24 protein-coding genes are annotated in these 23,250 nt (G+C 59.7%); 18 read left to right on the top strand and 6 right to left on the bottom strand.

Going from position 1 to position 23,250, the window contains the following annotated elements; translation table 11 throughout:
• Position 1 precedes the first annotated feature (1 nt).
• Positions 2-685, bottom strand: coding sequence for a phosphodiester glycosidase family protein (locus ACW9UQ_RS00305; protein WP_458929039.1), 684 nt, complete (start codon positions 683-685; stop codon positions 2-4).
• Positions 686-1,094: 409 nt separating this feature from the next.
• Here ACW9UQ_RS00305 and ACW9UQ_RS00300 point away from each other — a divergent pair, with 409 nt between their 5' ends.
• A complete protein-coding gene (locus tag ACW9UQ_RS00300) occupies positions 1,095-1,301 on the top strand; it encodes a hypothetical protein (protein WP_458928990.1) in 207 nt (68 codons plus the stop codon).
• 25 nt (positions 1,302-1,326) lie between these two features.
• Here the strand turns inward: ACW9UQ_RS00300 and ACW9UQ_RS00295 are convergent, their stop codons facing one another.
• Positions 1,327-1,755: a PAS domain-containing protein gene (locus ACW9UQ_RS00295; protein WP_458928989.1), complete on the bottom strand. Its 429-nt coding sequence runs from the start codon at positions 1,753-1,755 to the stop codon at positions 1,327-1,329.
• A gap of 50 nt (positions 1,756-1,805) precedes the next feature.
• Positions 1,806-2,477 carry a TetR/AcrR family transcriptional regulator gene (locus tag ACW9UQ_RS00290; protein WP_458928988.1) on the bottom strand — a complete coding sequence of 224 codons (672 nt, stop codon included), beginning with the start codon at positions 2,475-2,477 and terminating at the stop codon, positions 1,806-1,808.
• Positions 2,478-2,571: 94 nt separating this feature from the next.
• Between ACW9UQ_RS00290 and ACW9UQ_RS00285 the strand changes: the two genes are divergently transcribed.
• Positions 2,572-2,703 carry a hypothetical protein gene (locus ACW9UQ_RS00285; RefSeq protein WP_458928987.1) on the top strand — a complete coding sequence of 44 codons (132 nt, stop codon included), beginning with the start codon at positions 2,572-2,574 and terminating at the stop codon, positions 2,701-2,703.
• Positions 2,704-2,705: 2 nt separating this feature from the next.
• On the opposite strand, the gene ACW9UQ_RS00280 is transcribed toward ACW9UQ_RS00285, so the two are convergent.
• Entirely contained in the window at positions 2,706-2,891 is a 186-nt protein-coding gene (locus ACW9UQ_RS00280; protein ID WP_458928986.1) for a DUF1674 domain-containing protein, read from the bottom strand.
• 92 nt (positions 2,892-2,983) lie between these two features.
• On the opposite strand from ACW9UQ_RS00280, the gene ACW9UQ_RS00275 reads away from it, so the two are divergent.
• From ACW9UQ_RS00275 to ACW9UQ_RS00230, 10 genes are all read left to right on the top strand, one after another.
• Positions 2,984-4,261, top strand: coding sequence for an RsmB/NOP family class I SAM-dependent RNA methyltransferase (locus tag ACW9UQ_RS00275; protein WP_458928985.1), 1,278 nt, complete (start codon positions 2,984-2,986; stop codon positions 4,259-4,261).
• 175 nt (positions 4,262-4,436) lie between these two features.
• Entirely contained in the window at positions 4,437-6,158 is a 1,722-nt protein-coding gene (locus ACW9UQ_RS00270) for a heparinase II/III family protein (protein WP_458928984.1), read from the top strand.
• A 51-nt stretch (positions 6,159-6,209) separates the two neighbouring features.
• Positions 6,210-7,802 carry a bifunctional phosphoribosylaminoimidazolecarboxamide formyltransferase/IMP cyclohydrolase gene (gene purH / locus ACW9UQ_RS00265; protein WP_458928983.1) on the top strand — a complete coding sequence of 531 codons (1,593 nt, stop codon included), beginning with the start codon at positions 6,210-6,212 and terminating at the stop codon, positions 7,800-7,802.
• A 1-nt stretch (position 7,803) separates the two neighbouring features.
• Entirely contained in the window at positions 7,804-8,274 is a 471-nt protein-coding gene (gene lspA, locus ACW9UQ_RS00260; RefSeq protein WP_458928982.1) for a signal peptidase II, read from the top strand.
• Between the two features lie 53 nt (positions 8,275-8,327).
• Positions 8,328-8,852, top strand: a complete 525-nt coding sequence (locus ACW9UQ_RS00255; protein WP_458928981.1) for a DUF3035 domain-containing protein — start codon at positions 8,328-8,330, stop codon at positions 8,850-8,852.
• 68 nt (positions 8,853-8,920) lie between these two features.
• The gene (locus tag ACW9UQ_RS00250) at positions 8,921-10,252 is read left to right on the top strand and encodes a M16 family metallopeptidase (RefSeq protein ID WP_458928980.1); all 1,332 of its coding nucleotides are present in this window, start codon (positions 8,921-8,923) and stop codon (positions 10,250-10,252) included.
• Positions 10,249-11,556, top strand: coding sequence for a M16 family metallopeptidase (locus tag ACW9UQ_RS00245; RefSeq protein WP_458928979.1), 1,308 nt, complete (start codon positions 10,249-10,251; stop codon positions 11,554-11,556). Before ACW9UQ_RS00250 ends, ACW9UQ_RS00245 begins: the two co-directional genes overlap by 4 nt.
• A 50-nt stretch (positions 11,557-11,606) precedes the next feature.
• Positions 11,607-12,092, top strand: a complete 486-nt coding sequence (locus tag ACW9UQ_RS00240) for a DinB family protein (RefSeq protein WP_458928978.1) — start codon at positions 11,607-11,609, stop codon at positions 12,090-12,092.
• 103 nt (positions 12,093-12,195) lie between these two features.
• On the top strand, positions 12,196-14,028 hold the full coding sequence (gene mutL / locus ACW9UQ_RS00235) for a DNA mismatch repair endonuclease MutL (RefSeq protein ID WP_458928977.1): 1,833 nt from the start codon (positions 12,196-12,198) through the stop codon (positions 14,026-14,028).
• On the top strand, positions 14,025-15,188 hold the full coding sequence (locus tag ACW9UQ_RS00230; protein WP_458928976.1) for a DNA recombination protein RmuC: 1,164 nt from the start codon (positions 14,025-14,027) through the stop codon (positions 15,186-15,188). Before mutL ends, ACW9UQ_RS00230 begins: the two co-directional genes overlap by 4 nt.
• Here ACW9UQ_RS00230 and ACW9UQ_RS00225 read toward each other — a convergent pair.
• Entirely contained in the window at positions 15,082-15,756 is a 675-nt protein-coding gene (locus tag ACW9UQ_RS00225) for an REP-associated tyrosine transposase (RefSeq protein ID WP_458928975.1), read from the bottom strand. The genes ACW9UQ_RS00230 and ACW9UQ_RS00225 overlap by 107 nt on opposite strands.
• A gap of 485 nt (positions 15,757-16,241) precedes the next feature.
• Here ACW9UQ_RS00225 and ACW9UQ_RS00220 point away from each other — a divergent pair, with 485 nt between their 5' ends.
• Complete coding sequence (locus tag ACW9UQ_RS00220; protein WP_458928974.1) at positions 16,242-16,925, top strand: alpha/beta hydrolase; 684 nt, start codon at positions 16,242-16,244, stop codon at positions 16,923-16,925.
• Here ACW9UQ_RS00220 and ACW9UQ_RS00215 read toward each other — a convergent pair.
• On the bottom strand, positions 16,828-17,985 hold the full coding sequence (locus ACW9UQ_RS00215; protein WP_458928973.1) for a CaiB/BaiF CoA transferase family protein: 1,158 nt from the start codon (positions 17,983-17,985) through the stop codon (positions 16,828-16,830). The genes ACW9UQ_RS00220 and ACW9UQ_RS00215 overlap by 98 nt on opposite strands.
• Positions 17,986-18,113: 128 nt before the next feature.
• Between ACW9UQ_RS00215 and ACW9UQ_RS00210 the strand changes: the two genes are divergently transcribed.
• From ACW9UQ_RS00210 to uvrC, 5 genes are all read left to right on the top strand, one after another.
• Positions 18,114-18,911: a S49 family peptidase gene (locus ACW9UQ_RS00210; RefSeq protein ID WP_458928972.1), complete on the top strand. Its 798-nt coding sequence runs from the start codon at positions 18,114-18,116 to the stop codon at positions 18,909-18,911.
• Complete coding sequence (locus ACW9UQ_RS00205; protein WP_458928971.1) at positions 18,908-19,102, top strand: hypothetical protein; 195 nt, start codon at positions 18,908-18,910, stop codon at positions 19,100-19,102. Before ACW9UQ_RS00210 ends, ACW9UQ_RS00205 begins: the two co-directional genes overlap by 4 nt.
• A 7-nt stretch (positions 19,103-19,109) precedes the next feature.
• Positions 19,110-20,051 (top strand): calcium/sodium antiporter, encoded by a 942-nt coding sequence (locus ACW9UQ_RS00200; RefSeq protein WP_458928970.1) that lies wholly within the window; start codon positions 19,110-19,112, stop codon positions 20,049-20,051.
• Between the two features lie 16 nt (positions 20,052-20,067).
• Positions 20,068-20,850, top strand: coding sequence for an SDR family oxidoreductase (locus ACW9UQ_RS00195; protein ID WP_458928969.1), 783 nt, complete (start codon positions 20,068-20,070; stop codon positions 20,848-20,850).
• A gap of 311 nt (positions 20,851-21,161) precedes the next feature.
• Positions 21,162-23,066: an excinuclease ABC subunit UvrC gene (gene uvrC, locus ACW9UQ_RS00190; RefSeq protein ID WP_458928968.1), complete on the top strand. Its 1,905-nt coding sequence runs from the start codon at positions 21,162-21,164 to the stop codon at positions 23,064-23,066.
• Positions 23,067-23,250 lie beyond the last annotated feature (184 nt).

The raw sequence follows: 23,250 nt of genomic DNA, 5'->3' as shown, positions 1-23,250 counted from the left end.
ATCAGTTCTTTGGCGCAACAAGGCCGACAATCGGCCCCATCGGCAGACCCAGATCCGCGCGGTTTAGGTCTGGGGCATATAGCTGGGAAATACTGCCATCCAGATACAGGGCCTGCGGTGTCGTCAGCACATCGCGGAACAGCCTTGCAAATTTGTGAAACGTCACCGGCTGCTCTGATATCACGAAGACCGCCCGCCCATCCTGCGTCACCCCAACCCCATTGCGAATAAAACGGGACGTGCCATCGGCGCGAAACCTCGGGTACAGCGCGCCGTCGATCGCCAGCATCGGCCCGGATTGGGTCGCAAAGCGGCATTTCGGCGGGGTTTCAGCAAAGGACCGGGTTTCGATCACGGCAAAGGCCGCCTCACCGATACAGAACACACCATTTGGCAGCATGCCGAAATTTCCCGGACCTGCGCGGGTGATCAACGGTGTTTCTTGAACACCGGCCTCGATATAAAGCCCAACCGGGCGCCAGGTCGGATGATACATGCCGGCGTTCATCGCAAAGACCAAATCTTCGCCGCCGGCAGACAAATGCGCCTGGACGCGCGCGAATGCGCCCAACAAAAACCCATCGAAGTCATTCAGAAAAAGGCGCAAATCACTGCCTGCGGCGGCTTCGCAGACCGCATACTCCCGGCCCTCGTGGTCGATGATGCGGCACTGAGCCTGGGCCATGCCGGTTCCGATCAGCAGAAACAGGAACGCGCGGAATAAATGGCGCCCAAGCACCTGCGCTGCCAGTCGTCTAAACAGGTGGACAGGGGGTCGGGATGGACGGTTGTCGCGTCTTTTCATACCGTTTTTGGTAGTTTGCCGGTACAAATTGCGCAACTGCATTGCTGGCCGCGAAAGGATGTCTCATCGAAGTAATGCAGCGCTTTTGTGCCGATAAGTCGAATTTTTGAGGGCCAATAACAGCGATAAAAAGTTTTTATATACAATGCACTATCTCGGGCGTATCGCAGTTTTCACGCGCTCAAACCTCCGCGAAGTGAACCCTAGGTCAAGTTTCTGCGACGTATATGTGTTAGGCTGCTCAATACCAAGTTCACGCGGCAGCCGGTTTACAGAACGGAGAATGAAAATGGGACACATGATCACTGCCACCAAGGCAACTCTGAAACTGGCCGCTATCGCTGCGGTCGCGACCTCGCTCAGCGGCTGTCTGATGTCGGTTGGCGGGTCCGAGAATATCGGTGACAACGTGCGTGTGGGCACCTCGGTCAGCCATGACTTTGAAACTGGACGCACCCGCGGTGGGCTAAGCACTGGTGTGACGGTTCACAACTGATCCTTCCGATCCCCCGGGAACGCTGTCATGAGGGCAGCGGTTCCTTGGGGCGCCAAGACCATGGCGACAGATCAATCACAATGGCCAGTACCCGCCGGGTCTGGCCTTTGTCGTTCTTGATTGCAGCATAAGACAGCGAACTCCAAATCTCGGTGCCGTGGCTGTCATAGATCGACCGCTCGTCATTTTTCTGATGACCGTCGTGGATACGATCCCACATGCGTTGATAATGCGGTGCCGCAATATCCGGTTCGCCAATCAGGACGGAGTGATTCATACCCTTAAGCTCATCCAACGTGTAGCCCAGCAGGTTCGAGATATTGGGATTGGCATCGACAATATTCCCATACGGATCAAACCATACCAGGCATTGCGACAGGTCCAATGCTGCCATAACGCCACGCCGCTCACGCCGGTCGACATTCTGTAAAACCAGAAGGGAATTTGTTGTCATCGGGTCGCCTCCGCACACTGGCTGTGCTTCTGGCTGCCCTGTTTACAGTCTCAGGGTAAAGATTTCGTAGCGGGGGCATAGGTGTCGATGGTTTCACGTGCGCAGCCCAGCGCAAGTAGACATCGTTCGGTGGTTTGTCTGGCGACCTGAACCATGTCCTGCCCATCAAGCCGCGCACCGGATTGCGCAAGGTCAGCAGCACCGTGAATGGCGCTCCACGTAAAGCGAATATCAGAGATGCCGGGATCGCTGGGCAAGGCCCCCATCCGATAAAGGTCACGGGCGCATTCGGTCGCGACATCCATGATCGTATAGCGCATATTTTCGGGATCCTTCATGTAGTCCTCGCGGCACATCATCCCGATACGCCCAAACATTTGCCGCCAAAGCGTGGGGTTTTCGGCAGCAAAACGCGAATAGACCAATGCCAGGTCGTGAAACCGCCGCACTGCCTCGGCGACGGAGCGGGCGACACCGTCCTCAGGCCTGATATTGATAAAGCGGGCCTTCAGGTCCTCCATCCCCTGGTGCACGACTTCTTTCAGCAAGGCGTCCTTGTCTTCGAAGTGGCGATAGACCGCCCCTGATGACACGCCCAGATCCCGCGCAGCGGCCCGCAAACTCATGGTTTCGATCCGGCCCTGCAGGGTTTCCGATTGCGCGTAGCTGATCAAAGCATCGCGCAGATCGCCGCGTTTCAAAGGTGGAGGTGAGGTCGCCATTAAAAACATGTAAGCACTGTTTACAAGTGGGTCAACAGACACTATGTAAGCATTGCTTACAAAAAAGAATCGCATGATTACAAAGGAACATGCCATGCGCCTCGTTTTTCCGCTGATCATCCTGTCTGCAGCGCTGACAGCCTGCACCGCGCCGTTGGAGGTCACCAACGGCTATGACGAACAAACCGCACCCGATTTGCGCGCCCTGATCGAAGTCACCAAATAAGATCAGAAATCCGAGGTCAGGCCCTTCTTTTCCCAATCGCCAAAGCGCGTGGGTTCCGGGCCATCCCGCCCGCCCAGTTCTGGCGGCAGATCAGGGTCTGACGCAGTCTTGCGGCGCGCGTCTGCTTCAGCCAGGGCGCGTGCAGCGGCTGCCTTGCGGCGCGCTTCGACTGTGTCTTCATCGGCCATGCGGGTCTCCTCTGCGGATCAGATAACGTCGAAACTGCTTGTCCTGCAAGCCCGGGCCTGACATCACGGGCGGATCGAATGTAGGAGAGGCGATGCCGCCCAAGACAAAATCCGCGCCGGGTCTTGCGCCGCGCAAGGCCGCCGCAGCCCTGTTGCATACAGTGCTGGAGGATCAGAAAATGCTGTCCGACGCACAGCTTTCTGATGATCTGGAGCCGTCGGGCCGTGCGCGGGCGCAGACGCTGGCCGCAGGCGTGCTGCGCCATTTGCATCCGATTGATGTGCTGCTGGCGCAGTTTATCAGCCGAGAGCCACCGCTGGCGGTGCTGAATGTCCTTCGGATTGCGGCTTACGAACTTTTGGTGGATGGCGTGCCAGCGCATGCGGTGGTGGATGCTGCTGTGCGGCAGATGCGTGGCAACAAACGTACGGTTCGTATGGCCGGGCTGGTCAACGCGGTAGGGCGGCGTTTGGCGACCGAAGGGCCGGAGATCTGGCGGGATCTGGGCTCCGCACCTTTGCCGGATTGGATCGGCGGACCGCTTGGTGCGATGGTCAGCGCAGAGACCGTCGCCGCGATTGAGCAGGTGCATGCGAGCACGCCGCCGACGGATTTGACGCCGCGCATTGCGGCAGAGGCCGAAGATCTGGCTGAAAAGCTGGAAGCACAGATATTGCCCACCGGCAGTCTGCGCCTGACCCGATCCGGCCAGATTACCCGTCTGCCGGGCTATGACACGGGTGCCTGGTGGGTTCAGGATGCAGCGGCATCGCTGCCGGTCAGGATGTTGGGGCAGATCAGCGGACAGGTTCTGGACCTTTGCGCTGCCCCGGGCAGCAAAACGCTACAACTGGCCGCGACCGGCGCGGATGTAACGGCGGTGGATATTTCGGCTGCGCGGATGGCGCGGGTGAAAGAAAACCTGGCGCGCACTGGTCTGAAGGCGCAGATGGTCACGGCGGATCTGCGGCGCTGGCAGCCCGAGGGGCCCGCCGATGTGATCGTTCTGGACGCCCCATGTTCCGCCTCGGGCACGCTGCGGCGGCATCCTGATCTGCCGCATGTGCGGCCCGACCCTGATCTGAAACCGCTGCTGGAGTTGCAGGCGCAATTGCTGGACCGCGCGCTGGGCTGGCTGAAACCGGGCGGGCGTTTGCTATATATTACATGCTCTTTGCTGCCGGCAGAGGGCGAAGATCAGATTGCGGCAGCGTTGCAAAGGCATAAGGGGTTGAGGATACAGCCCGCTGCTTTGGCAGGCCTTCCGGATGGTGCGCTGACCACCGAAGGTATGCTGCGGACACGGCCAGATATGTGGGCGGATATGGGCGGTATGGACGGCTTTTTTGCCGCTGTTCTGACGCGATAGGATTGCGGTCGCACCATAATCCTAGTGAAGCAGTTCCAGATAGGCTCCCGGAGGCGTTTCTGTCGCCGGGAAGAGGGCTCGCCCGAACTATGGCGCGATTTCCAGAAAAACCTGATTCAGCTTTCCCAAAAACCAGTATAGTCTAAGCGCAACACAAAATTACCACTGGCAGGACATGGCAGGCCCGCTTTCGACGCTGAAATCGCGACTTTTGCGCCTGACCCGGCGGCGGGCGGATGCAGAGACGCGTGCGCTCGTGGCCAGCCTGACGGACGTCCCACCCTTTACCGGCTTTGACCGGTATCCCAAACGCCGCGAGTTTGGCGATTTCAATAGGGCCCGCAGCGCCTTGCGGGGCAAACTGGTCCTGTCCGGCCAAACGGTTCCGCTGACCGAGCTTACACCTTGGGATATTGATCTGGGCTCAAAGACCCTGGCCCGGAAACTGCACAGCTTTGACTGGCTGTCGGATTTCGAGGCGCTGGCCTCAAAATCCGCCCGCGCCCGCGCGATGGGCTGGATGATGGGATGGTTCGACCGGTTCGAGAATGGCAGCGGGCCGGGCTGGCAGCCTGACATCGTTGCGCGCCGCTTGCTGCAGCTTACCATGAACTCGGAGCTGATAACGGAATCCCTGCCTGAGGCTTCGGAAGCGCGCGTTGTCGACGCGCTGACCATCCATATTGCGTATCTTGATGCGACACTGGATCAATTGACCGATCCGATCCGGCGCGTTCTGACGCTTTGTGATCTGATTCAGGTGCTGGCCTGCTGCCAGGACTTTGGCGACGCGCTTTTGCGCCATGTCGCCACGTTGGATCAGATTTGCGCGCGTGATCTGTCCGCAGGAACCGTGCCATCGCGCAATCCTGATGATCTGCTGGCGGTATTCCAACGCCTTGTCTGGAGCAACGCCGCGCTGGCAGAGGCTGAGCACCCCGCCGGTGCCGCGCACCGGGCTGCGATCAAAGCGATTGCGCCGAATTTGCGCGCTTTGCGCATGGGCGATGCGACGCTGGCCCGCTTCCATGGCGGGGCAGGGGGGGCGATGGCCGAGGTCGACCGGGCGCTGGCGGAAAGCCGCATCCGCGACCGGGCGCATAGCGAAGGCGTGATGGGGTACGTGCGGCTGCGGTCCTCGCGCCTTGTGGCAGTGATGGATTGCGCCCGGCCACCAGCAGGGGAATATGCCTTGACCGCCTGTGCCTCGACCCTTGGGTTCGAGATGTCTTCGGGGCGCAACCGGATTGTGGTCAATTGCGGTCCCAACAAGACCTTTGGCGATGACTGGGCCCGGCTGGCACGCACCACGCCGTCCCATAGCGCCCTGACCCTTGATAAGACCTCATCCAGCCAGTTGGCCGCGCGGGCAATCGGGCCGGACCCGCATCATATACAGCTGACATCCCGGCCGTCGATGGTCACGGTCAGTCAGGCCGAAGATCACACCGGCATGTGGCTGCAGGCCCGCCATGACGGCTATCTTGAGGGTTATGGCCTGCTGCATGAGCGCCGCCTTTTTGTTGGCGGCACAGGGTATGAAGCACATGGCGAAGATGTCCTTTTTGCGCCCGAAGCCAAGGCAGAGCGCCGCTTTGCTCAGAGGATCAAGGGCGCGGAAAAACTGGGGGTTAGCCTCAATTTGCATTTCCACATCCATCCGGATGTAACCGTCACCTTCCTGCGGGAATCTGACACGATCCGATTGGAACTGCCCGGGGGCGAGATGTGGAATTTCCGCCAGAAGGGTGGGCAACTGGAGCTCGAACCCAGCGCCTATCTGGACCCGACCTTGGAAGAGCCGCGCCCGATGCGGCAGATCATCGTCCGTGCGCGGGCCAAAACCCACCGGGCTGATATCAGCTGGAGTTTTGTGCGGCAGCGTAAGCCCCATTGACCTTGCCCCGGGGGGCATGCAAAACCCCCGCACTGCCTTTCAGGAGGGGCCATGACCGAGAAATCTGCCACCATCAAGCGCGCGCTTTTGTCGGTTTCCGACAAGACACGGCTGGTGGACCTGGCCCAGGCGCTGCATGCGCGGGAGGTTGAGTTGGTTTCGACCGGAGGGACGGCGAAGATGCTGCGCGAGGCCGGATTGCCTGTTGTGGATGTGGCCGACCTGACCGGTTTTCCCGAGATGATGGACGGACGCGTCAAGACGCTGCATCCGGCGGTGCATGGCGGCTTGCTGGCGTTGCGCGACAATCCGGATCACCTAGAAGCGATGCAAACGCATGGCATCGGCGGGATCGATCTGCTGGTCGTGAACCTTTATCCGTTTGAGCAGACCGTTGCGCAGGGCGGGGATTACCAGACCTGTGTTGAGAATATCGATATCGGTGGCCCGGCCATGATCCGTGCTGCGGCCAAAAACCATGCGCATGTCGCAGTGATCGTGGATGTCGAGGATTACACTGCGCTTCTGGACGAGATGGATGCGACGGATGGTGCGCCCGGCCTGGCCTTTCGTCAGGGGCTGACGCAAACCGCCTATGCCCGGACTGCGGCCTATGACGCTGCTGTCAGCACTTGGTTGGCCGGCCAGATCGGGGATGAGGCCCCGCGTCGCCGCAGCTTTGGCGGGCAACTGGCGCAGACCTTGCGCTATGGCGAAAACCCACATCAGGCAGCCGCATTCTATACCGATGGATCAAACCGCCCCGGTGCCGCGACGGCGCGGCAGTGGCAGGGCAAAGAGCTGAGCTATAACAATCTGAACGATACTGATGCGGCCTTTGAGCTGGTGGCTGAATTTGATCCCGCAGACGGACCAGCCTGCGTCATTGTCAAACATGCCAATCCCTGCGGCGTTGCGGTGGCCGGTTCTTTGCAGGACGCCTATCAGGCGGCCTTTGACTGTGACCGCGTGTCGGCCTTTGGCGGGATCGTCGCGCTGAACCAGCCGCTGGATGAAGCCACAGCGCGGATGATCACCGAGATTTTCACCGAAGTTGTGATAGCGCCCGGCGCCTCGGAAGAGGCGCTTGCGGTTTTTGCCGCCCGCAAGAACCTGCGTCTGCTGACCACGGAGGCCTTGCCCGATGCGGCTGCGCCGGGTCTGATGATGCGCCAGATATCAGGCGGGTTTCTGGTTCAGGATAAGGATACGGGCCGGATATCCGAAGCTGAACTGAAGGTTGTGACCGAAAAGGCCCCCGACCCGGATCAGATGCGCGACCTTTTGTTTGCCTGGAAAGTGGCCAAGCACGTGAAATCCAACGCCATCGTCTATGCCCGCAATCAGGCAACCGTGGGTGTCGGTGCGGGGCAGATGAGCCGGGTCGACAGTGCGCTGATCGCTGCGAAAAAGGCCGAGCGTATGGCCGAAACCCTGAACCTGGCCGAGCCGCTGACCAAAGGGTCTGCGGTTGCCTCGGACGCGTTCTTCCCGTTTCCCGATGGTCTGCTGGAGGCCGCTGCAGCTGGTGCCAGTTGCGTGATCCAGCCCGGCGGTTCGCTGCGCGATGACGAAGTGATTGCCGCCGCAAACGAAGCCGGTCTGGCGATGGTCTTTACCGGCATGCGGCATTTCCGGCACTGATATGCGACTGATAGCTTTCTCTGCCCTGATCATTCTGGTCCTCGACCGCCTTTCAAAGCTCTATGTGTTGGAGGTTCTGACCCTTGATGTCTTGAAACGGGTCGAAGTCGTGCCGCCCTATCTGAACTTTGTGATGGCCTGGAACAAAGGGGTCAATTTCGGCTTGGGTGGCAACGATAGTGAGTTTACCCGCTGGTTCCTGGTCGGGTTGGCGTTGGTAATCTGCATTGGCCTGCTGGTCTGGGGGCTGCGTACACAAGGGGTGAAAGTGCCCTTGTCGATCGGTCTGGTTGTCGGCGGGGCGCTGGGCAATGTCTGGGATCGCATTCAATACGGCGCTGTCGCGGATTTCCTGAATATGTCCTGCTGCGGCATCAACAATCCATTTTCTTTCAACGTTGCCGATGTAGCGATTTTCCTTGGCGCGGTTGGATTGATCATGTTTGCTGGCAAAACCGAGAACAAGGCGTGACCTCCGCAATGTTCTGCGCTAAGAGACAAGGCCAAGGAGTAGGGTATTCCATGATGTCTTTTTTGCGTTTCCTGATCCCGCTTTGTGCGACCGCAGCGTTGACCGCATGTGGCAACAATGGCGATGATCGCCCGTTAATCGACCGTGTTGGTTTGACATCGGTGCAGGCACCGGATGAGTTTGCCGTTTTGCCGCAGAAACCGCTGGAATTGCCCGAAGATCTGGCCGCACTGCCCGCACCTACGCCTGGCGCGCCAAACCGCACGGATCTGACGCCCGAGGCTGACGCTTTGGTGGCGCTGACTGGCCGTCCGACACGCGCTGCGGCCTCGGGATCGGATAACGCGCTGATCTCAGCTGCGGCACGAAACGGCATTGATCCGTCGATCCGGGGCACATTGGCCACCGAAGATCGCGTGTTCCGCAAAAACAACCGTGGCCGTTTGCTAGAGCGTCTCTTTGGCCGCTCCAACGACCTGATTATCTATCGCCCAGTGATTCTTGATGCCCGCGAGGAGCTTTTGCGCCTGCGCGCCCGCGGCGTGAAGGTTCCAGCCATGCCGCCCTTCGATAACTGACGAAAACGTCAACTGGCGTTTCCGCCGTCGATGCCTATATCTTTGCCATCGACTGAAAAGGATCTGTGATGCGCCGATTTTTCTTGTTCGTCCTGACATTGCTGCCCCTGCCTGTTTTGGCGGGCGAGGATGTCCATACCTTCATGCTTGATAACGGGCTGCAGGGGGTTGTCATCGTCGACAATCGCGCGCCGGTGGTTACCAATATGGTCTGGTACAAGGTTGGGTCGGCGGATGAGGTGCAGGGCAAGTCAGGCATTGCGCATTATCTTGAACACCTGATGTTCAAGGGCACAGATGAAATCCCCGAAGGCGCGTTTTCCGAGATCATCGCCCAGAATGGTGGGCGGGATAACGCCTTCACCTCATTCGATTATACCGGCTATTTCCAGAACATTGCCAAGGACCGGCTGGAGCTTGTGATCAAGATGGAAGCGGACCGTATGGTGGATCTGGTTCTGTCCGAAGAGGTTGTGATACCCGAACTTGGCGTGGTGCTGGAGGAACGCAATCAACGTACCGACAGTGACCCCGGCTCGCTGTTCTCGGAACACCGTATGGCGGCCCAGTTTCTCAATCATCCTTATGGCCGCCCGATCATTGGCTGGCGGCACGAGATTGAGGACCTGACCCGGGACGATGCGCTCGACTTTTATGGCAAGCATTATGCGCCGAACAACGCGATCCTGGTTGTTGCTGGCGATGTTGTCCCGGCAGAGGTTGAGGCACTGGCGAAACAGTATTTCGGACCGATTGCTGCCTCAGAAACCTTGCCAAAACGGGTGCGCCCGCAGGAGCCGCCGCAGGTCTCGGCCCGCCGAATGGTGTTTGAGGATGAAAGGGTGCGAACGCCCTATATGGTTCGCACCTATCTCGCGCCCCAGCGCAAGGCGGGGGATCAGAAACAGGCTGCGGCCCTGACGCTTCTGGCTGAAATCCTGGGCTCGGGCATCACGTCCACCTTCACGCAAGAACTTGAGCTGAAAGAAAAGATCGCCGTCAGCACTGGTGCGGGTTATCGCGGTCAGGCGCTCGATCCGACGACCTTCACCATCTATATCGTGCCCGGGCAGGATGTGTCTCTGGATGAGGCTGAGGCAGGCATGGATGCTGCTATCGCCAGGTTCCTTGAAACTGGCCCCGACCCGGCGCATTTCGACCGCGTCAAACGCGCCATCAAGGCGGACATGATCTATGCACTGGACAGCCAGCAGGGCCGCGCCCGCCGATATGGCGAGGCGCTGACCACCGGTTTGACGGTGCAGGATGTGCAGGATTGGCCGGATGTCATCCAGTCGGTCACCATCGACGACATGATGCAAGCCGCCCGCGATGTTTTCGATATTCGGCAGTCAGTTACCGGCTATCTGACCGCGCCGCAGAAGGAGACGACCCAATGATCCGCACCTTTTTGATAGCGTGCTGTCTTCTTGCCGCGCTGCCTGTCCGCGCAATGGAAATTGTTGAGGTCACGTCCGAGGGCGGAATAACCGCGTGGGTTGTTTCCGAACCCTCTATCCCGATGATCGCACTTGAGATCGAGTTTCGGGGCGGGACGGCGCTTGACCCTGCCGACAAGATCGGCGCAACCAACCTGATGATGGGCCTGATTGAGGAGGGCTCCCGCGACCTGACGACCACCGAATTCGCCGCTGCGGCCGAGGATCTGGCCGCGCGATTTGCCTATGATGCGCGCCGGGATGGCGTGTCTGTCTCGGCAACCATGCTGTCGGAAAATCGCGATGCCAGCATTGATCTGCTGGCCGGGGCCCTGACAGAGCCGACATTTGGCCAGGTGGCGTTTGACCGGGTTAAAGGGCAGGTCCTCAGCAACCTGCGCTCGGACAGCACTGACCCGAATGCGATTGCGGGCCGCCGCTTTTCGGAACTGTCCTACCCTGCCGACCACCCCTATTCGCGCGCCTCAGATGGTAAAATTGAGACCGTCACCGCCCTGACACGCGAGGATATCGTTACCGCCCATCGCAATGCAATGGTGCGGTCCCGTGTGGTTGTCGGTGTCGTCGGTGACATCACCCCTGAGGAAGTCGGCCCTATGCTGGACAGGCTGCTTGGCGATCTGCCCGAGGATGGCCCGGACTTGCCCGTGAAAGCGCAGGTCGTGGAGGCCGCCGATATCGACGTCGTTCCGCTTGAAACGCCGCAATCGGTGGCGCTGTTCGGGCATTCCGGTATCGAACGCGACAGCCCCGATTTTATGGCAGCCTATGTCCTGAGCGAGATTTTGGGCGGCTCCGGCCTTGATTCCCGCCTCAAGACCGAGGTGCGGGAAAAGCGCGGCCTGACCTATGGTATCTATACCTATTTAGGCTCGGGGGAATATGGCGATACTTATGCAGGCTCCGTCGCCAGTGCGAATGAGAGCATGGCCGAAGTGGTCGATCTGGTGCGCGAAGAATGGCGCAAGATCGCCAGCGAGGGTATTACCGAGGACGAACTGGCCGCCACCAAACGCTATCTGACCGGTGCCTATCCGCTCCGTTTCAGCGGCAATGGACAGATTGCTGCGGGTCTTGTCGGTATGCAGATCGCCGATCTGCCAATCGACTATATCGACACCCGAAATGACGAGATGAACGCCCTGACCCTTGAAGAGGTGAATGAGGTGGCCCGCAGCTTGTTCAAACCTGAAAAGCTTCGCTTTGTGGTGGTTGGTCAGCCCGAGGGGCTAAGCTCGGAGTGAGTCGGCGTTTTGCGCGCGATACCGCTGCGAGGCACCAAAGGTGAAGCAGAATGATCTCGGTCGACTACATCCGTAACTTCGCGCGGTACAATACCCGCCAAAACCAAAGCCTATACCGGGAGGCCGGATGTCTGACCGATCAGGAACGGCGGCAGGCCAGAGGGGCCTATTTCAAGTCGATCCATCGAACTTTGTGCCATGTGCTGACCGCGGACCACATTTGGATGTCTCGGTTCGACGGCTGGCGGATGCCACCCGCGCGCGGCGATAAAACACCGGATTGGATCGTTGACTGGCAGGCCATGTGTGCATTGCGAGTTGATACTGACCTGAAGATTATCACTTGGGCAGACGCTCTTAAGCAAAGCGATCTTGATCGTAAGCCGAATGCCGGTGGAGAGGCTATCGCTGAGCCTCATTGGCTGTTGATCACGCATATGTTCAACCACCAGACTCATCACCGGGGGCAGGTTCATGCGATGCTTACAGGGGCTGGGCGGCACCCTGACGAAACCGACATTGAATTGCTGATCTGATGCGTCCCGTGCCAAAATGGTGTTGCTTTCAGCATGAGCTAAGCCAGTCACGCTAAGGCGATATATGTGGCAGAATCGAGACTGACCTGCTATCCCTGGTGGAATGAGCGCCGAAGCCCCCCATATCATGAATTTGGACGACCGCCGTCCGATCCGGCAACTGGATGATGCCGCCGCCAACCGCATCGCGGCGGGCGAGGTGGTGGAGCGTCCCGCCTCGGCCATCAAGGAACTGGTTGAGAACGCCTTGGATGCGGGCGCGCGGCGTATCGACATTGCCTATGCCGATGGCGGCAAGACGCTGATCCGGGTGACCGATGATGGCTGGGGCATACCTGCTGATGAACTGCCGCTTGCGGTCTCATGGCATGCGACCTCCAAAATTGATGGGTCGGACCTGTTGAATATCCATACCTTCGGTTTTCGGGGCGAGGCATTGCCTTCGCTGGGGGCTGCGGGCCGGTTAACGGTGACCTCCCGCGCGAAGGGGGCAGAGGCCGCGCGCCTGACCGTCGATGGCGGGCGGGTGGAGGCAGTGCAGCCTGCCGCCCTTGGTCCGGGCACCGTGGTTGAACTGCGCGGTTTGTTTCACGCGACACCGGCGCGTCTCAAATTCCTTCGCTCCGACAAAGCCGAGGCGCAGGCAATTGGCGATATCGTGCGCAGGCTGGCTATTGCGGCACCGCAGACCGGCTTTACCCTGCGCGACGTTACCGATGGCGGTGAGGGGCGGGTTAGATTTCGGGCCGATCCCGAGCCGGGCAGCGAGGCAGATCAACTCCGCGGACGGCTGACCACCATTCTGGGCCGGGACTTCACCGACAACGCGATTACCATTGATGCCACACGAGAGGATATCCGCCTTTGGGGGTTGGCAGCCTTACCGACCTATTCGCGCGGGGCGGCGGTGTCACAGTTCTTTTTCGTCAATGGACGCCCGGTGCGCGACAAGCAGCTGATCGGGGCCCTTCGCGCCGCCTATAGCGATTTTCTGTCCCGTGATAGGCATCCGGCGGCAGCCCTTTTCATTGACTTGGAACCCGAGCATGTCGACGTGAATGTCCATCCCGCAAAGGCAGAGGTGCGCTTCCGCGAGCCTGGTGTTGTCCGAGGATTGATCGTATCGGCCCTGCGCCACGCGCTGGCCGGTGCCGGACACCGGGCGTCCTCGACCGTTGCGGATGCCGCTTTAGGTGTGTTTCAGCCCGAACGCCCCGTTGCGCCCGTTTATCAGATGGAGCGCCCCGCGCGCCCTTCCGGTTTTGCCGAAGCTACCGGATCAGGTTGGACCTCGGCACGGATGGAACCCGTGCCAAGCGCGGAGGAGGGCTCCGCAGAGCCTGACGACGCGCTTGCCCTGCCATTGGGTGCAGCGCGCGCGCAGATGCATGAGAACTACATCCTGGCGCAGACGGCAGACGGCATTGTGATTGTAGACGCCCATGCAGCCCATGAACGTCTGACTTACGAGACGTTAAAGGCCCGTATGGCCGCATCGGGCGTGCCGTCTCAGGCCTTGCTGATCCCCGAAATCGTTGAGATGGCCGAGGATGAAGTTGTGCGTCTGCTTGAGGCGGCTGAACCCTTGGCGCAGATGGGTCTGATCCTTGAGGCGTTTGGGCCGGGTGCGATCTGCGTGCGGGAAACCCCTGCGATCCTTGGGCAGATTGACGCCCACGGCCTGATACGGGATATCGCGGACGAGTTGTCGGATCTGGGAACAACCGACACGGTTCAGTCGCGCATCGACGCCATTCTGTCGCGGATCGCCTGCCACGGGTCTGTGCGGACCGGACGCCGAATGACAGCACCTGAGATGAACGCACTCCTGCGCGAGATGGAGGCCACACCTCATTCCGGGCAGTGCAACCACGGTCGCCCCACCTATGTCTCGCTGGCCTTGGCGGACATTGAAAAGCTGTTTGGCCGCACATGATCGAGATTGGCGGAACCATCTATTATTTTGATCGCCCACTTATCATCGCTGGCGGGGTCGCGCTGGCTTTGTTTTTCATGCTGGTTCTGGCCATTGTCCTGGCGATCCGATCAGCAGGGCGCAGGGCCACAGCGGCCTCGGAGCCGCTGAGCCAGCAGATAAACGCGCTGGGCCAGATCGTACAGCGGCTGGGTGACGGGCAGCAGCAGCTGAGCGGCGGGCTGGCGCATGTATCCGAAGCGCAGGCCAAAGCGCAGTTGCAGATGGTTCAGACCATGGAACAGCGACTGGAAGAGATGCAGCGCGGCATGGCCGACACATTGCATGGCACCAATGTGCGCACCACGCGGTCCTTGACCGAACTGCAGGAACGGCTGGCAACCATCGACAAGGCGCAGAGCAATATAGAGAAGCTGTCGGGGGATGTGCTGTCGCTGCAGGATATTCTGTCCAACAAACAAACCCGCGGGGCCTTTGGCGAGATTCAGTTGAAGGATATTGTGTCCAAGGCACTGCCACCGAACGCTTATTCCTTTCAGGCTACGCTGTCGAATGGCAAGCGGGCGGATTGCCTGATCCACCTGCCGAACCCGCCCGGTCCGATCGTCGTGGATTCAAAGTTTCCGCTGGAACCCTATGAGGCGCTGGTGCGATCTGTAACAGAAGCCGAGCTGAAAGAGGCCGCACGGCTGATGCGCGGTGCGGTGCGCGCGCATATCCGCGCGATTGCAGAGAAGTATATTCTTGACGGCGAAACCGCAGACGGCGCGCTGATGTTTCTGCCGTCTGAGGCGGTCTATGCCGAACTGCACGCGAATTTCCCTGATCTGGTTCGCAAAGGTTTCGAGGCGCGCGTCTGGATCGTTTCGCCAACAACCTGCATGGCCACGCTGAACACGATGCGCGCCATTCTCAAAGATGCGCAGATGCGTGAGCAGGCCGGGGCGATCCGGCGTGAACTTTCACTGCTGACCAAAGATGTTGAACGCCTGGAGACCCGCGTTGGCAATCTTGACCGCCACTTTGGCCTCGCAGCGAAAGATCTGCGGGAAATCAAGACATCCGCTGACAAGATCGGCCGGCGGTCCGGGCGCCTGGAGACATTCGAGTTCGAGGATCAGACGGCCGAAGAAGCACCGGTTGTGACGGTGATCCCGTAGGGTGGGTGCAACCCACCTTTGACTTCGGCTCTCCAAAATACCCGGTATCGGTGGGTTTCACCCACCCTACATCCGTGCCCCAGTCTTCTTTGACAACCCCGTTTGCCAGTTCACGGTGAAAGGATGAAAAGCGCCAGTCCACCGCGCGTTTTACATATCCATGCAGCACCGGATTGTACCAGCAATATTCGACATGCCGGGCGAAGTCGTTCTCGTCCCGGATCAGGTGCTCCCAGTACCGGCGCTGCCAGAGCCCTTTTTCCCCTTTGCGGCGTTTACTGGCATTGGGCTTGCCTGACAGTCCGGATCTACGGGTGAACTCAGATTTGATGCGTTTCCAGCGCTTCGGATAGTCAGAATCGCCTGCTGGAAGTGTCCAGACCATATGCAGATGATCTGGAAGAATGACCGCGGCATCAATCCGCATCGGGCTATCGATCAGCAGTGCGTGAATGCAGTGGCGAAGAAGGCTTACTTCGCGGATCAGCAAATCGGACCCGGGCTGTTCGAGTGCGACGGTGAAGAAATAGGATGCGCCTGGCTGGCGCCATCTGCGATACGAAGGCATGCGGGTATCATGGCAATAGGATGGTTAAGATTTGGTAGGGTGGGTTTAAACCCACCCTACTTCCCTCACTCAGCACTTGGTGAGGTATCTTTCTGAATGCGGTTGCATACGAGTTTCCGCCAAGCACTCGTGGTTTTTCAATCGGTACCGGTTACCTGCGTAAAGCTGAAACCGCGCCCGATGAGGCCGCGATCACAATAAAAGTGACCGAGACCGTCTGGACTGGTTCGTTGCCGAAAGCCTGTCTTCGTGTCGTGTGATTGACCGGGGCGCTGCCATCTCCGACGTTTTGAGGCAGAAGGATAACGCCCCCGGCTTGGCTTCCCAGAAATGACCTAAATTCGTGCGGTTTCGATCACGCTTTTGCCCAGATGATCAGCAATCACTCTGGTGGGGCACAAAGGAAAGAAAGAAACTGTCATGTTTAGCAAATCTGTCGTACGGGCTCCGCAGGCCGCAGCTACACCCTTCCAAAGGGCACGGTCATGACAGCAGAACCCCCCGGCTACGCATTTATCCCTGGCACATCCGCTCGCACGTTGATCCTGTTGCCCGGTGGCGGCACTGATCGGCACGATATGACAGCGCTGGGTCAGCGAGTGGATTCGCAGGCCTCCCTTCTGGTGTTGGACAATCCCGAACCGCAATCAGCCTTTCGCCAGCAGGCGCTGGGGCCGCGCGACCAGGGTGACCTTATCTCACGGTGTCAGGATGTTGCCTCGTCCCTGCATTGGGCCATCGACCATGCGGGGATTGACCTGCAGAATGCGACCGCGATCGGGTATCATGATGGGGCCAGCCTTTTGACCCATCTTGTGCTGACCGGGACCTGTCCGATAACCCGCATTGTTGCATGGCATCCGACGCTGCCCGTCTTTGTCGAAAACCGGCCCAATCTGTCAGACTATCGCATGCTGATCACCGGCGGCGCGCTTGACCCGGTTGCCCCGGCGCAATGGACACGAAAACTTGCCGATGGGCTGCGCGATGCAGGCGCAAGGTTGAGCATCAGAATGCACAATGGCGGCCAGGAACTCAGCGATACAGAGCTGGACTGGACGGCAGAATTTCTTAACGATCTTGGTCAGGGTCAACGGCCTTCCAACCCTGCTGACGGACAGCATCGCCATGCTGATCAAGCGCGGGCGGCGCATCGAGTTCTGCTTTAGCCATCCCTGTTGCGCTGATCGGCAATGCAACCGCGCGGGTGTCGCCATAGCTGCGCACAAGGCCGCGTGCCGTGACATGATCATTGTCCAGCGCATCTGCGACGCTGTTGATCGGGCCAGCCGGAACGCCTGCTGCTTCCATCGCCTGCAGCACATCGCTGCGGGTGCGGGCTGCGACAGCCTCGGCCATCATGGCGGAAAGCTGCGTGCGGTTTTCCAGGCGCTTGGGATTGGTGGCAAAACGCGGGTCCTCATGCCAGGTCGTCCCCAGCGCCGCACATAGCCGCTGAAACTGCCCATCATTGCCACACGCGATGATCAGCGGGGCGTCGGAGGCATCGTAGACCTCATAAGGCACAATCGAGGGATGGGTGTTGCCCAGACGTGCCGGGCTTTTGCCGGTCATCAGATAGGCACTGGCCTGATTGCCCAGCATGGCGGCCAGACTGTCATATAGCGCCATGTCAATATGCTGCCCGCGCCCGGTTGTCTGGCGCTGGATCAGGGCCGCCTGGATCCCGACAAGGCCGTACATGGCGGTAAACAGGTCCGCCAGTGCAATCCCGGTCTTGATCGGCGGACCATCCGGCGTGCCGGTCAGGTCCATCACGCCCGCCATGCCCTGAATGATGAAATCATACCCGGGCAGATGCGCCATGGGGCCGGTCTGGCCAAAGCCGGTGACCGAACAATAGATCAGCCTTGGATTGCTGGCAGACAGCGTCGGATAATCCAGACCAAATTTGGTCAACCCGCCCACCTTGAAATTCTCCACCAGCACATCTGCCTCAGTTGCCAAGCCGCGGATCATCGCCAGATCCTCGGCATTGTTGAAATCGGCAATGACCGAATGCTTGCCCCGATTGCAGGACTGGAAATAGGTGGCCTGCCCATTGGGGGCATAGGGCGGTCCCCAATGCCGGGTCTCGTCGCCCTTGGGGCCCTCGATCTTGATGACGGTTGCGCCCAGATCGGCCAGAGTTTGCCCGATCCAGGGGCCGGCCAGTACGCGCGCCAGTTCCAGAACGCGCAGGCTTGCAAGCGGAAGTGTCTTGTCCATGTCGCCAGACAGCGTACCCACGCGCGCGGGTCAAGCGGTTTCACGCAGATGTGCCCCGGACGCAGCGTGAAAAAATCCCTGACCGGGTGGTCTTGCTAAGTGGCGGCTGCCACCTTAAGTCAGCCGCCATGGGTTCCCTGAAAGACATCTTCCGAAAAGGTCCGCGTGTGTCGGTGATCCGGCTGGACGGCGTTATTGCTGCGGGCGGCCGGGCGGGATCGGCTTCCCTGTCCGATGCCCTCATTGCTCCGGTGATTGAACGGGCGTTTCGCGGCAAACCTGTGGCGATCGCCCTTGCGATCAATTCGCCGGGCGGCTCACCTGTGCAATCCTCGTTGATTGCGGCGCGCATCCGTCGTCTGGCGGAGGAGAAAGGGCTGAAGGTTTACGCGTTTTGCGAGGATGTTGCAGCCTCGGGCGGCTATTGGCTGGCGACGGCGGCAGATGAGATTTACGCGGATGACAGTTCGATCCTTGGGTCCATCGGTGTGATCTATGCCGGATTTGGCCTGCATGAGCTGATCGGACGGCATGGCATCGAACGCCGGGTCCACACGGCGGGCGAGGATAAGAGCCTGCTGGATCCGTTCCGCCCCGAGCGTGAAAAAGATGTGGCGCGGCTGACCGAGCTGCAAAAGACTATTCATGATGCGTTTATCGCCCAGGTCAAAGCACGGCGCGGCGACAAGCTGGCGGATCGGGATCTGTTCACGGGCGAGGTGTTTCTTGGGCAGGAAGCAATTGATGCCGGCTTGGCCGATGGCATCGGGCATCTGGTGCCGGTGATGAAAGAGAAATTCGGCGACAAGACCCGCTTTAGCGTCAGCAAACCCAAGCGCGGACTGATGGCGCGCTTTGGGCTAAGTGCGGGCGACATGGTGAATGCGATCGAGGACCGGGCCGCCTGGGCCCGGTTTGGCCTTTGATCCTCAAGGCGGTCAGTTTTTTCCTGATCGGCATCGCCGTTCTGGCGATCTTTGGGCGATTGCGAATGCCGAAACTGCCTGGAAAATCCGCGCAGAAAAGTGTGCCCAAGGCGATTAAATGCCCCAAATGCCGCAGCTATGTGCTGCCCGGCACGACCTGTAACTGCGGCTACAAAGCCGACAAAAGGTGAGATGACGATGCCGTTGACTGATCTTGCTTATTCCGCCGCAGGCCTTGTCATCCTGCTGATTGCCGGGGATTTGCTGGTGCGCGGTGCCGTATCGCTTAGCCTGCGGTTGCAGATACCAGCCATCATCATCAGCCTGACGGTGGTCGCATTCGGCACCTCTGCGCCTGAACTGCTGATCGTGACACAAGCCGCGCTTGAGGGGCTGCCTGGGCTGGCACTTGGAAATGTCATCGGCTCAAACATCGCCAATGTGCTTTTGGTGCTTGGGGTGCCTGCGCTGATCTTTGGTCTGCAGACGGCGGCCTGTGATACCCGCATGTCTTATATGCAGGTGGTTGCTGTGTCGGTGGTGTTTATCGCGCTGTGTTTCCTTGGGCCGCTGCACTATGCCCATGGGACGGTGCTGCTGGCCATGCTGGTTGCCATGCTGGGCCATGCGGCCTGGTCGGCCAGCCGCGCCCGATCCTCGGCCCTGGCAGAAGAGATCGACGTGGACGAGGCTGATATGCCGATGCCCAAAACGCTGACCCTGCTGGTGCTTGGATTGATCGGCCTGCCGGTTGGGGCGCATTTGCTGATCGAAGGGGCCACAGGTGTTGCGCGGGAACTGGGTGTCTCGGATGCGGTTATCGGGCTGACGCTTGTTGCGCTGGGCACCTCGCTGCCTGAGTTGGCGACAACCGTGATGGCGGCCATGCGCCGTCAGGCGGATGTGGCCATCGGCAATGTTCTTGGATCCAACATGTTCAATCTGGCGGGCATTCTGGGGGTCGGCGCCTTTTTCGCCCCGCTGCCCCTTAGCCCCGAGATGCTGCGAGTGGATATCTGGGTGATGCTGGCCGCAACGCTCATCCTGATCCCGTTTACCCTTTTCCGTGCCAGCATGACCCGCCCCGTGGGTCTGGCCTTTGTGGCGGCATATGTGATCTATATCTGGATGCTGTTCTGACGCGGAGGCCAATCAGATGACCGGCGCAGCCCTGATCACCGGAGGTGCCAAACGGCTCGGCCGCGCAATGGCGGTTGAGGCTGCCCGATTGGGGTTCGACATCGCGATCCACTATTACGGAAGTGCGGCAGAGGCCGATGCAACAGTGGCGGAGTTGCAGGCGATGGGTGTCTGTGCGGTGGCTCTATCCGCTGATCTTCTGGACGACAGTGCCACCTTGGCACTGGTTGGTCAGGCGGCCGAGGCGCTGGGCAGGCCATTGACCCTGCTGGTTAACAATGCCTCCATCTTTGAATATGACACACTTCAGTCCGCGACGCTGGAAAGCTGGGACCGGCATATCGGCTCGAACCTCAAAGCGCCGTTTCTGCTGAGTCAGGCTTTCGCCCGGCAAGTGCCCGACGCAACGCAGGGCATAGCAGGCGACGTGACCGCCAATGCCAATATCATCAATATGATAGACCAGCGCGTCCGCAAGCTGACGCCGGAGTTTATGACCTATACGCTGGCCAAGTCTGCGCTGTGGACCCTGACCCGTACCAGTGCCCAGGCACTGGCCCCGTCGATCCGGGTCAATGCCACCGGCCCCGGCCCAACTTTGCAAGGCGCACGACAAAGCGAAGCGCATTTCCAGACCCAGCGCGCTGCGACGATCCTGCAACGTGGGGCTGACTCCGAGGATATCGCGCGGACCTTACGGTTTATTGTGGAAAGCCCTGCCCTGACCGGGCAGCTTTTGTGCATTGACGGGGGGCAGCACCTTGGATGGCGAACACCAGATATACTGGGAGTTGAATAGGTTCACATTTGGGTGCGCGACACGATCTTGCCACAATCTGTCCACGCCTCACGAATCGTTAATTGCGCTGTAATAAAACCGTCAATACCTCTTAACAGAGCAAGTCGACTTTTTTATTTCTATTTATAATTAATGACTTACGGGAATGCCTAAAAAATAGGCAATGTGATAACCCCCCTTGAATCCTTAATATAATTCTGACGGGCCTATCTTTATGAACAAGGTTATCCACAGAAATGGTGGATAGGATAAACCTTGATCTCCATGGCGTGAGATTGCAGCCGGGCCCAGAATCACGCACAAGATCAGACATGGTCGAACAAGACAAAACCGCACCCGCCTTCGTCGAGGAGGGTATCGCCGCTGATACACCGGATGTGCCGTGCGGCTATCTGGTGATCCAGGGCTATCTGCGTCAACTGGACAATTCGCCCGGCGTCTACCGCATGCTCAGCGACAAGGGTGAGGTGCTGTATGTCGGCAAGGCCCGCAGCCTGAAAAAACGTGTGGCATCCTATGCCAAACCAACCGGGCATTCCGCCCGTATCGCACGAATGATCTCGGCCACCGCCTCGATGATGTTCCTGACGACCGAGACCGAGACAGAGGCGCTGCTGCTGGAGCAGAACCTGATCAAGCAGCTGAAACCGCGCTACAATGTTCTGCTGCGTGACGACAAAAGCTTTCCGAATATTCTGGTGCCGTCTGATCATGAGTTCCCCGCCTTGCAAAAGCATCGTGGGGCCAAAAAGACCAAGGGGCGGTATTTTGGGCCCTTCGCCTCGGCCGGGGCGGTGAACCGCACGCTGAACCAGCTGCAAAAGGCGTTCATGCTGCGCAATTGCTCTGACGCGATGTTCGAAAGCCGCACCCGCCCATGCCTGCAATTTCAGATCAAGCGTTGCTCTGGCCCTTGCGTCGGCAAGATCAGCGCGGCGGACTATGCCGGAGATGTCCACGATGCCGTGCGGTTTCTTGAGGGAAAGACAACCCGCGTGCAGACTGATCTGGCGCGGCAGATGGAGGACGCCTCTGCCGCGATGGAATTCGAACGCGCCGCCGCATTGCGCGACCGGATCAAGGCGCTGACCAATGTGCAGGGCGTGCAGGGCATCAACCCGGCGGGCGTCGCCGAGGCGGATGTCGTTGCCCTTTATCAGGATCAGGGACAGGCCTGCGTGCAGGTCTTCTTTATCCGAGCCAATCAGAACTGGGGCAACCGCGCCTATTTCCCGCGCACCGGCGCCGATATCGACCCGGCCGAGGTGCTGGAGGCGTTTCTGGTGCAGTTCTACGACAACAAAACCCCGCCCCGGCAGGTTCTGATGTCCCATAGCGTTGAAAATCCCGATCTGTTGCAAGAGGCGCTGACCGCCAAGCTGGGCCGCAAGGTGGAGGTTCTGGTCCCCCAGCGCGGTGAAAAGGCTGTGCTGATCGAAGGGGCGGCGCGCAACGCCCGCGAGGCGCTGGCGCGGAAAATGTCGGAAAGCGCCAGTCAGGCCAAACTGCTGGCCGGATTGGCCGAGGCGCTGGATCTGGACGCCGCACCGCGCCGGATTGAGGTCTACGACAACTCCCACATTCAGGGCGCACATGCGGTGGGCGCGATGATCGTGGCGGGGCCGGAAGGCTATGAGAAATCGCAATACCGTAAGTTCAACATCAAGTCGAAGGATCTGACCCCCGGGGACGATTTCGGCATGATGCGCGAGGTGTTGGAACGGCGCTTTACCCGCTTGTTGAAGGAAGACCCGGATCGCGAAACCGGCGTTTGGCCAGACCTCTTGCTGATCGACGGCGGGGCCGGACAGACCAATGCCGTCGCTGATGTTCTGGGTGAACTGGGCGTGGAGGATGTCGCAATTGTCGGCGTGGCCAAGGGCGTGGACCGCAATGCCGGCAAGGAAGAGTTCTACAAACCCGGCGCACGGCCCTTTGCCCTGCCGCATCGCGACTCGGTGCTGTATTTCATCCAGCGGATGCGCGACGAGGTGCACCGATTCGCCATAGGAACGCACAGGGCAAAGCGGTCGAAAGCCATCAGTGCAACCCCGCTGGATGAGGTGCCGGGTGTGGGGGCGGCGCGGAAAAAGGCGCTGCTGACGCATTTCGGCTCGGCCAAGGCGGTCAGCCGGGCTGCACTGGCGGATTTGAAGGCTGTGGATGGAATATCGGATCAACTGGCCGAGACGATTTATGGGTATTTTCATGGGTGAGGGGTGCCGTGAAAGCACCCGCCAACAGTTTTCGCTATCGGTTGTGCGCTGAGGGGTGCGCCCGACCTGGAGGGCGCGCTGAAAGGTTCATTTGGTGAATGAAGCATGAAAAAGCACGGACGCTGTTTCATCTGAAAACGCTGCACACGCGCCCTCCAGGTCGGGCGCGGGCCGGCCTTTGGGG

Source organism: Halovulum sp. GXIMD14793, from assembly GCF_054457435.1.
Note: the sequence above shows the minus strand (reverse complement) of the source record. Positions and strands in the feature narration are given on the sequence as shown.

Excerpts from the sequence above, each read along its gene's own strand:
- ACW9UQ_RS00305 (WP_458929039.1), bottom strand. The coding sequence starts at position 685 with ATGGCCCAGGCTCAGTGCCGCATCATCGACCACGAGGGCCGGGAGTAT.
- ACW9UQ_RS00300 (WP_458928990.1), top strand. The coding sequence starts at position 1,095 with ATGGGACACATGATCACTGCCACCAAGGCAACTCTGAAACTGGCCGCT.
- ACW9UQ_RS00295 (WP_458928989.1), bottom strand. The coding sequence starts at position 1,755 with ATGACAACAAATTCCCTTCTGGTTTTACAGAATGTCGACCGGCGTGAG.
- ACW9UQ_RS00290 (WP_458928988.1), bottom strand. The coding sequence starts at position 2,477 with ATGGCGACCTCACCTCCACCTTTGAAACGCGGCGATCTGCGCGATGCT.
- ACW9UQ_RS00285 (WP_458928987.1), top strand. The coding sequence starts at position 2,572 with ATGCGCCTCGTTTTTCCGCTGATCATCCTGTCTGCAGCGCTGACAGCC.
- ACW9UQ_RS00280 (WP_458928986.1), bottom strand. The coding sequence starts at position 2,891 with ATGGCCGATGAAGACACAGTCGAAGCGCGCCGCAAGGCAGCCGCTGCA.
- ACW9UQ_RS00275 (WP_458928985.1), top strand. The coding sequence starts at position 2,984 with ATGCCGCCCAAGACAAAATCCGCGCCGGGTCTTGCGCCGCGCAAGGCC.
- ACW9UQ_RS00270 (WP_458928984.1), top strand. The coding sequence starts at position 4,437 with ATGGCAGGCCCGCTTTCGACGCTGAAATCGCGACTTTTGCGCCTGACC.
- purH (WP_458928983.1), top strand. The coding sequence starts at position 6,210 with ATGACCGAGAAATCTGCCACCATCAAGCGCGCGCTTTTGTCGGTTTCC.
- lspA (WP_458928982.1), top strand. The coding sequence starts at position 7,804 with ATGCGACTGATAGCTTTCTCTGCCCTGATCATTCTGGTCCTCGACCGC.
- ACW9UQ_RS00255 (WP_458928981.1), top strand. The coding sequence starts at position 8,328 with ATGTCTTTTTTGCGTTTCCTGATCCCGCTTTGTGCGACCGCAGCGTTG.
- ACW9UQ_RS00250 (WP_458928980.1), top strand. The coding sequence starts at position 8,921 with ATGCGCCGATTTTTCTTGTTCGTCCTGACATTGCTGCCCCTGCCTGTT.
- ACW9UQ_RS00245 (WP_458928979.1), top strand. The coding sequence starts at position 10,249 with ATGATCCGCACCTTTTTGATAGCGTGCTGTCTTCTTGCCGCGCTGCCT.
- ACW9UQ_RS00240 (WP_458928978.1), top strand. The coding sequence starts at position 11,607 with ATGATCTCGGTCGACTACATCCGTAACTTCGCGCGGTACAATACCCGC.
- mutL (WP_458928977.1), top strand. The coding sequence starts at position 12,196 with ATGAGCGCCGAAGCCCCCCATATCATGAATTTGGACGACCGCCGTCCG.
- ACW9UQ_RS00230 (WP_458928976.1), top strand. The coding sequence starts at position 14,025 with ATGATCGAGATTGGCGGAACCATCTATTATTTTGATCGCCCACTTATC.
- ACW9UQ_RS00225 (WP_458928975.1), bottom strand. The coding sequence starts at position 15,756 with ATGCCTTCGTATCGCAGATGGCGCCAGCCAGGCGCATCCTATTTCTTC.
- ACW9UQ_RS00220 (WP_458928974.1), top strand. The coding sequence starts at position 16,242 with ATGACAGCAGAACCCCCCGGCTACGCATTTATCCCTGGCACATCCGCT.
- ACW9UQ_RS00215 (WP_458928973.1), bottom strand. The coding sequence starts at position 17,985 with ATGGACAAGACACTTCCGCTTGCAAGCCTGCGCGTTCTGGAACTGGCG.
- ACW9UQ_RS00210 (WP_458928972.1), top strand. The coding sequence starts at position 18,114 with ATGGGTTCCCTGAAAGACATCTTCCGAAAAGGTCCGCGTGTGTCGGTG.
- ACW9UQ_RS00200 (WP_458928970.1), top strand. The coding sequence starts at position 19,110 with ATGCCGTTGACTGATCTTGCTTATTCCGCCGCAGGCCTTGTCATCCTG.
- ACW9UQ_RS00195 (WP_458928969.1), top strand. The coding sequence starts at position 20,068 with ATGACCGGCGCAGCCCTGATCACCGGAGGTGCCAAACGGCTCGGCCGC.
- uvrC (WP_458928968.1), top strand. The coding sequence starts at position 21,162 with ATGGTCGAACAAGACAAAACCGCACCCGCCTTCGTCGAGGAGGGTATC.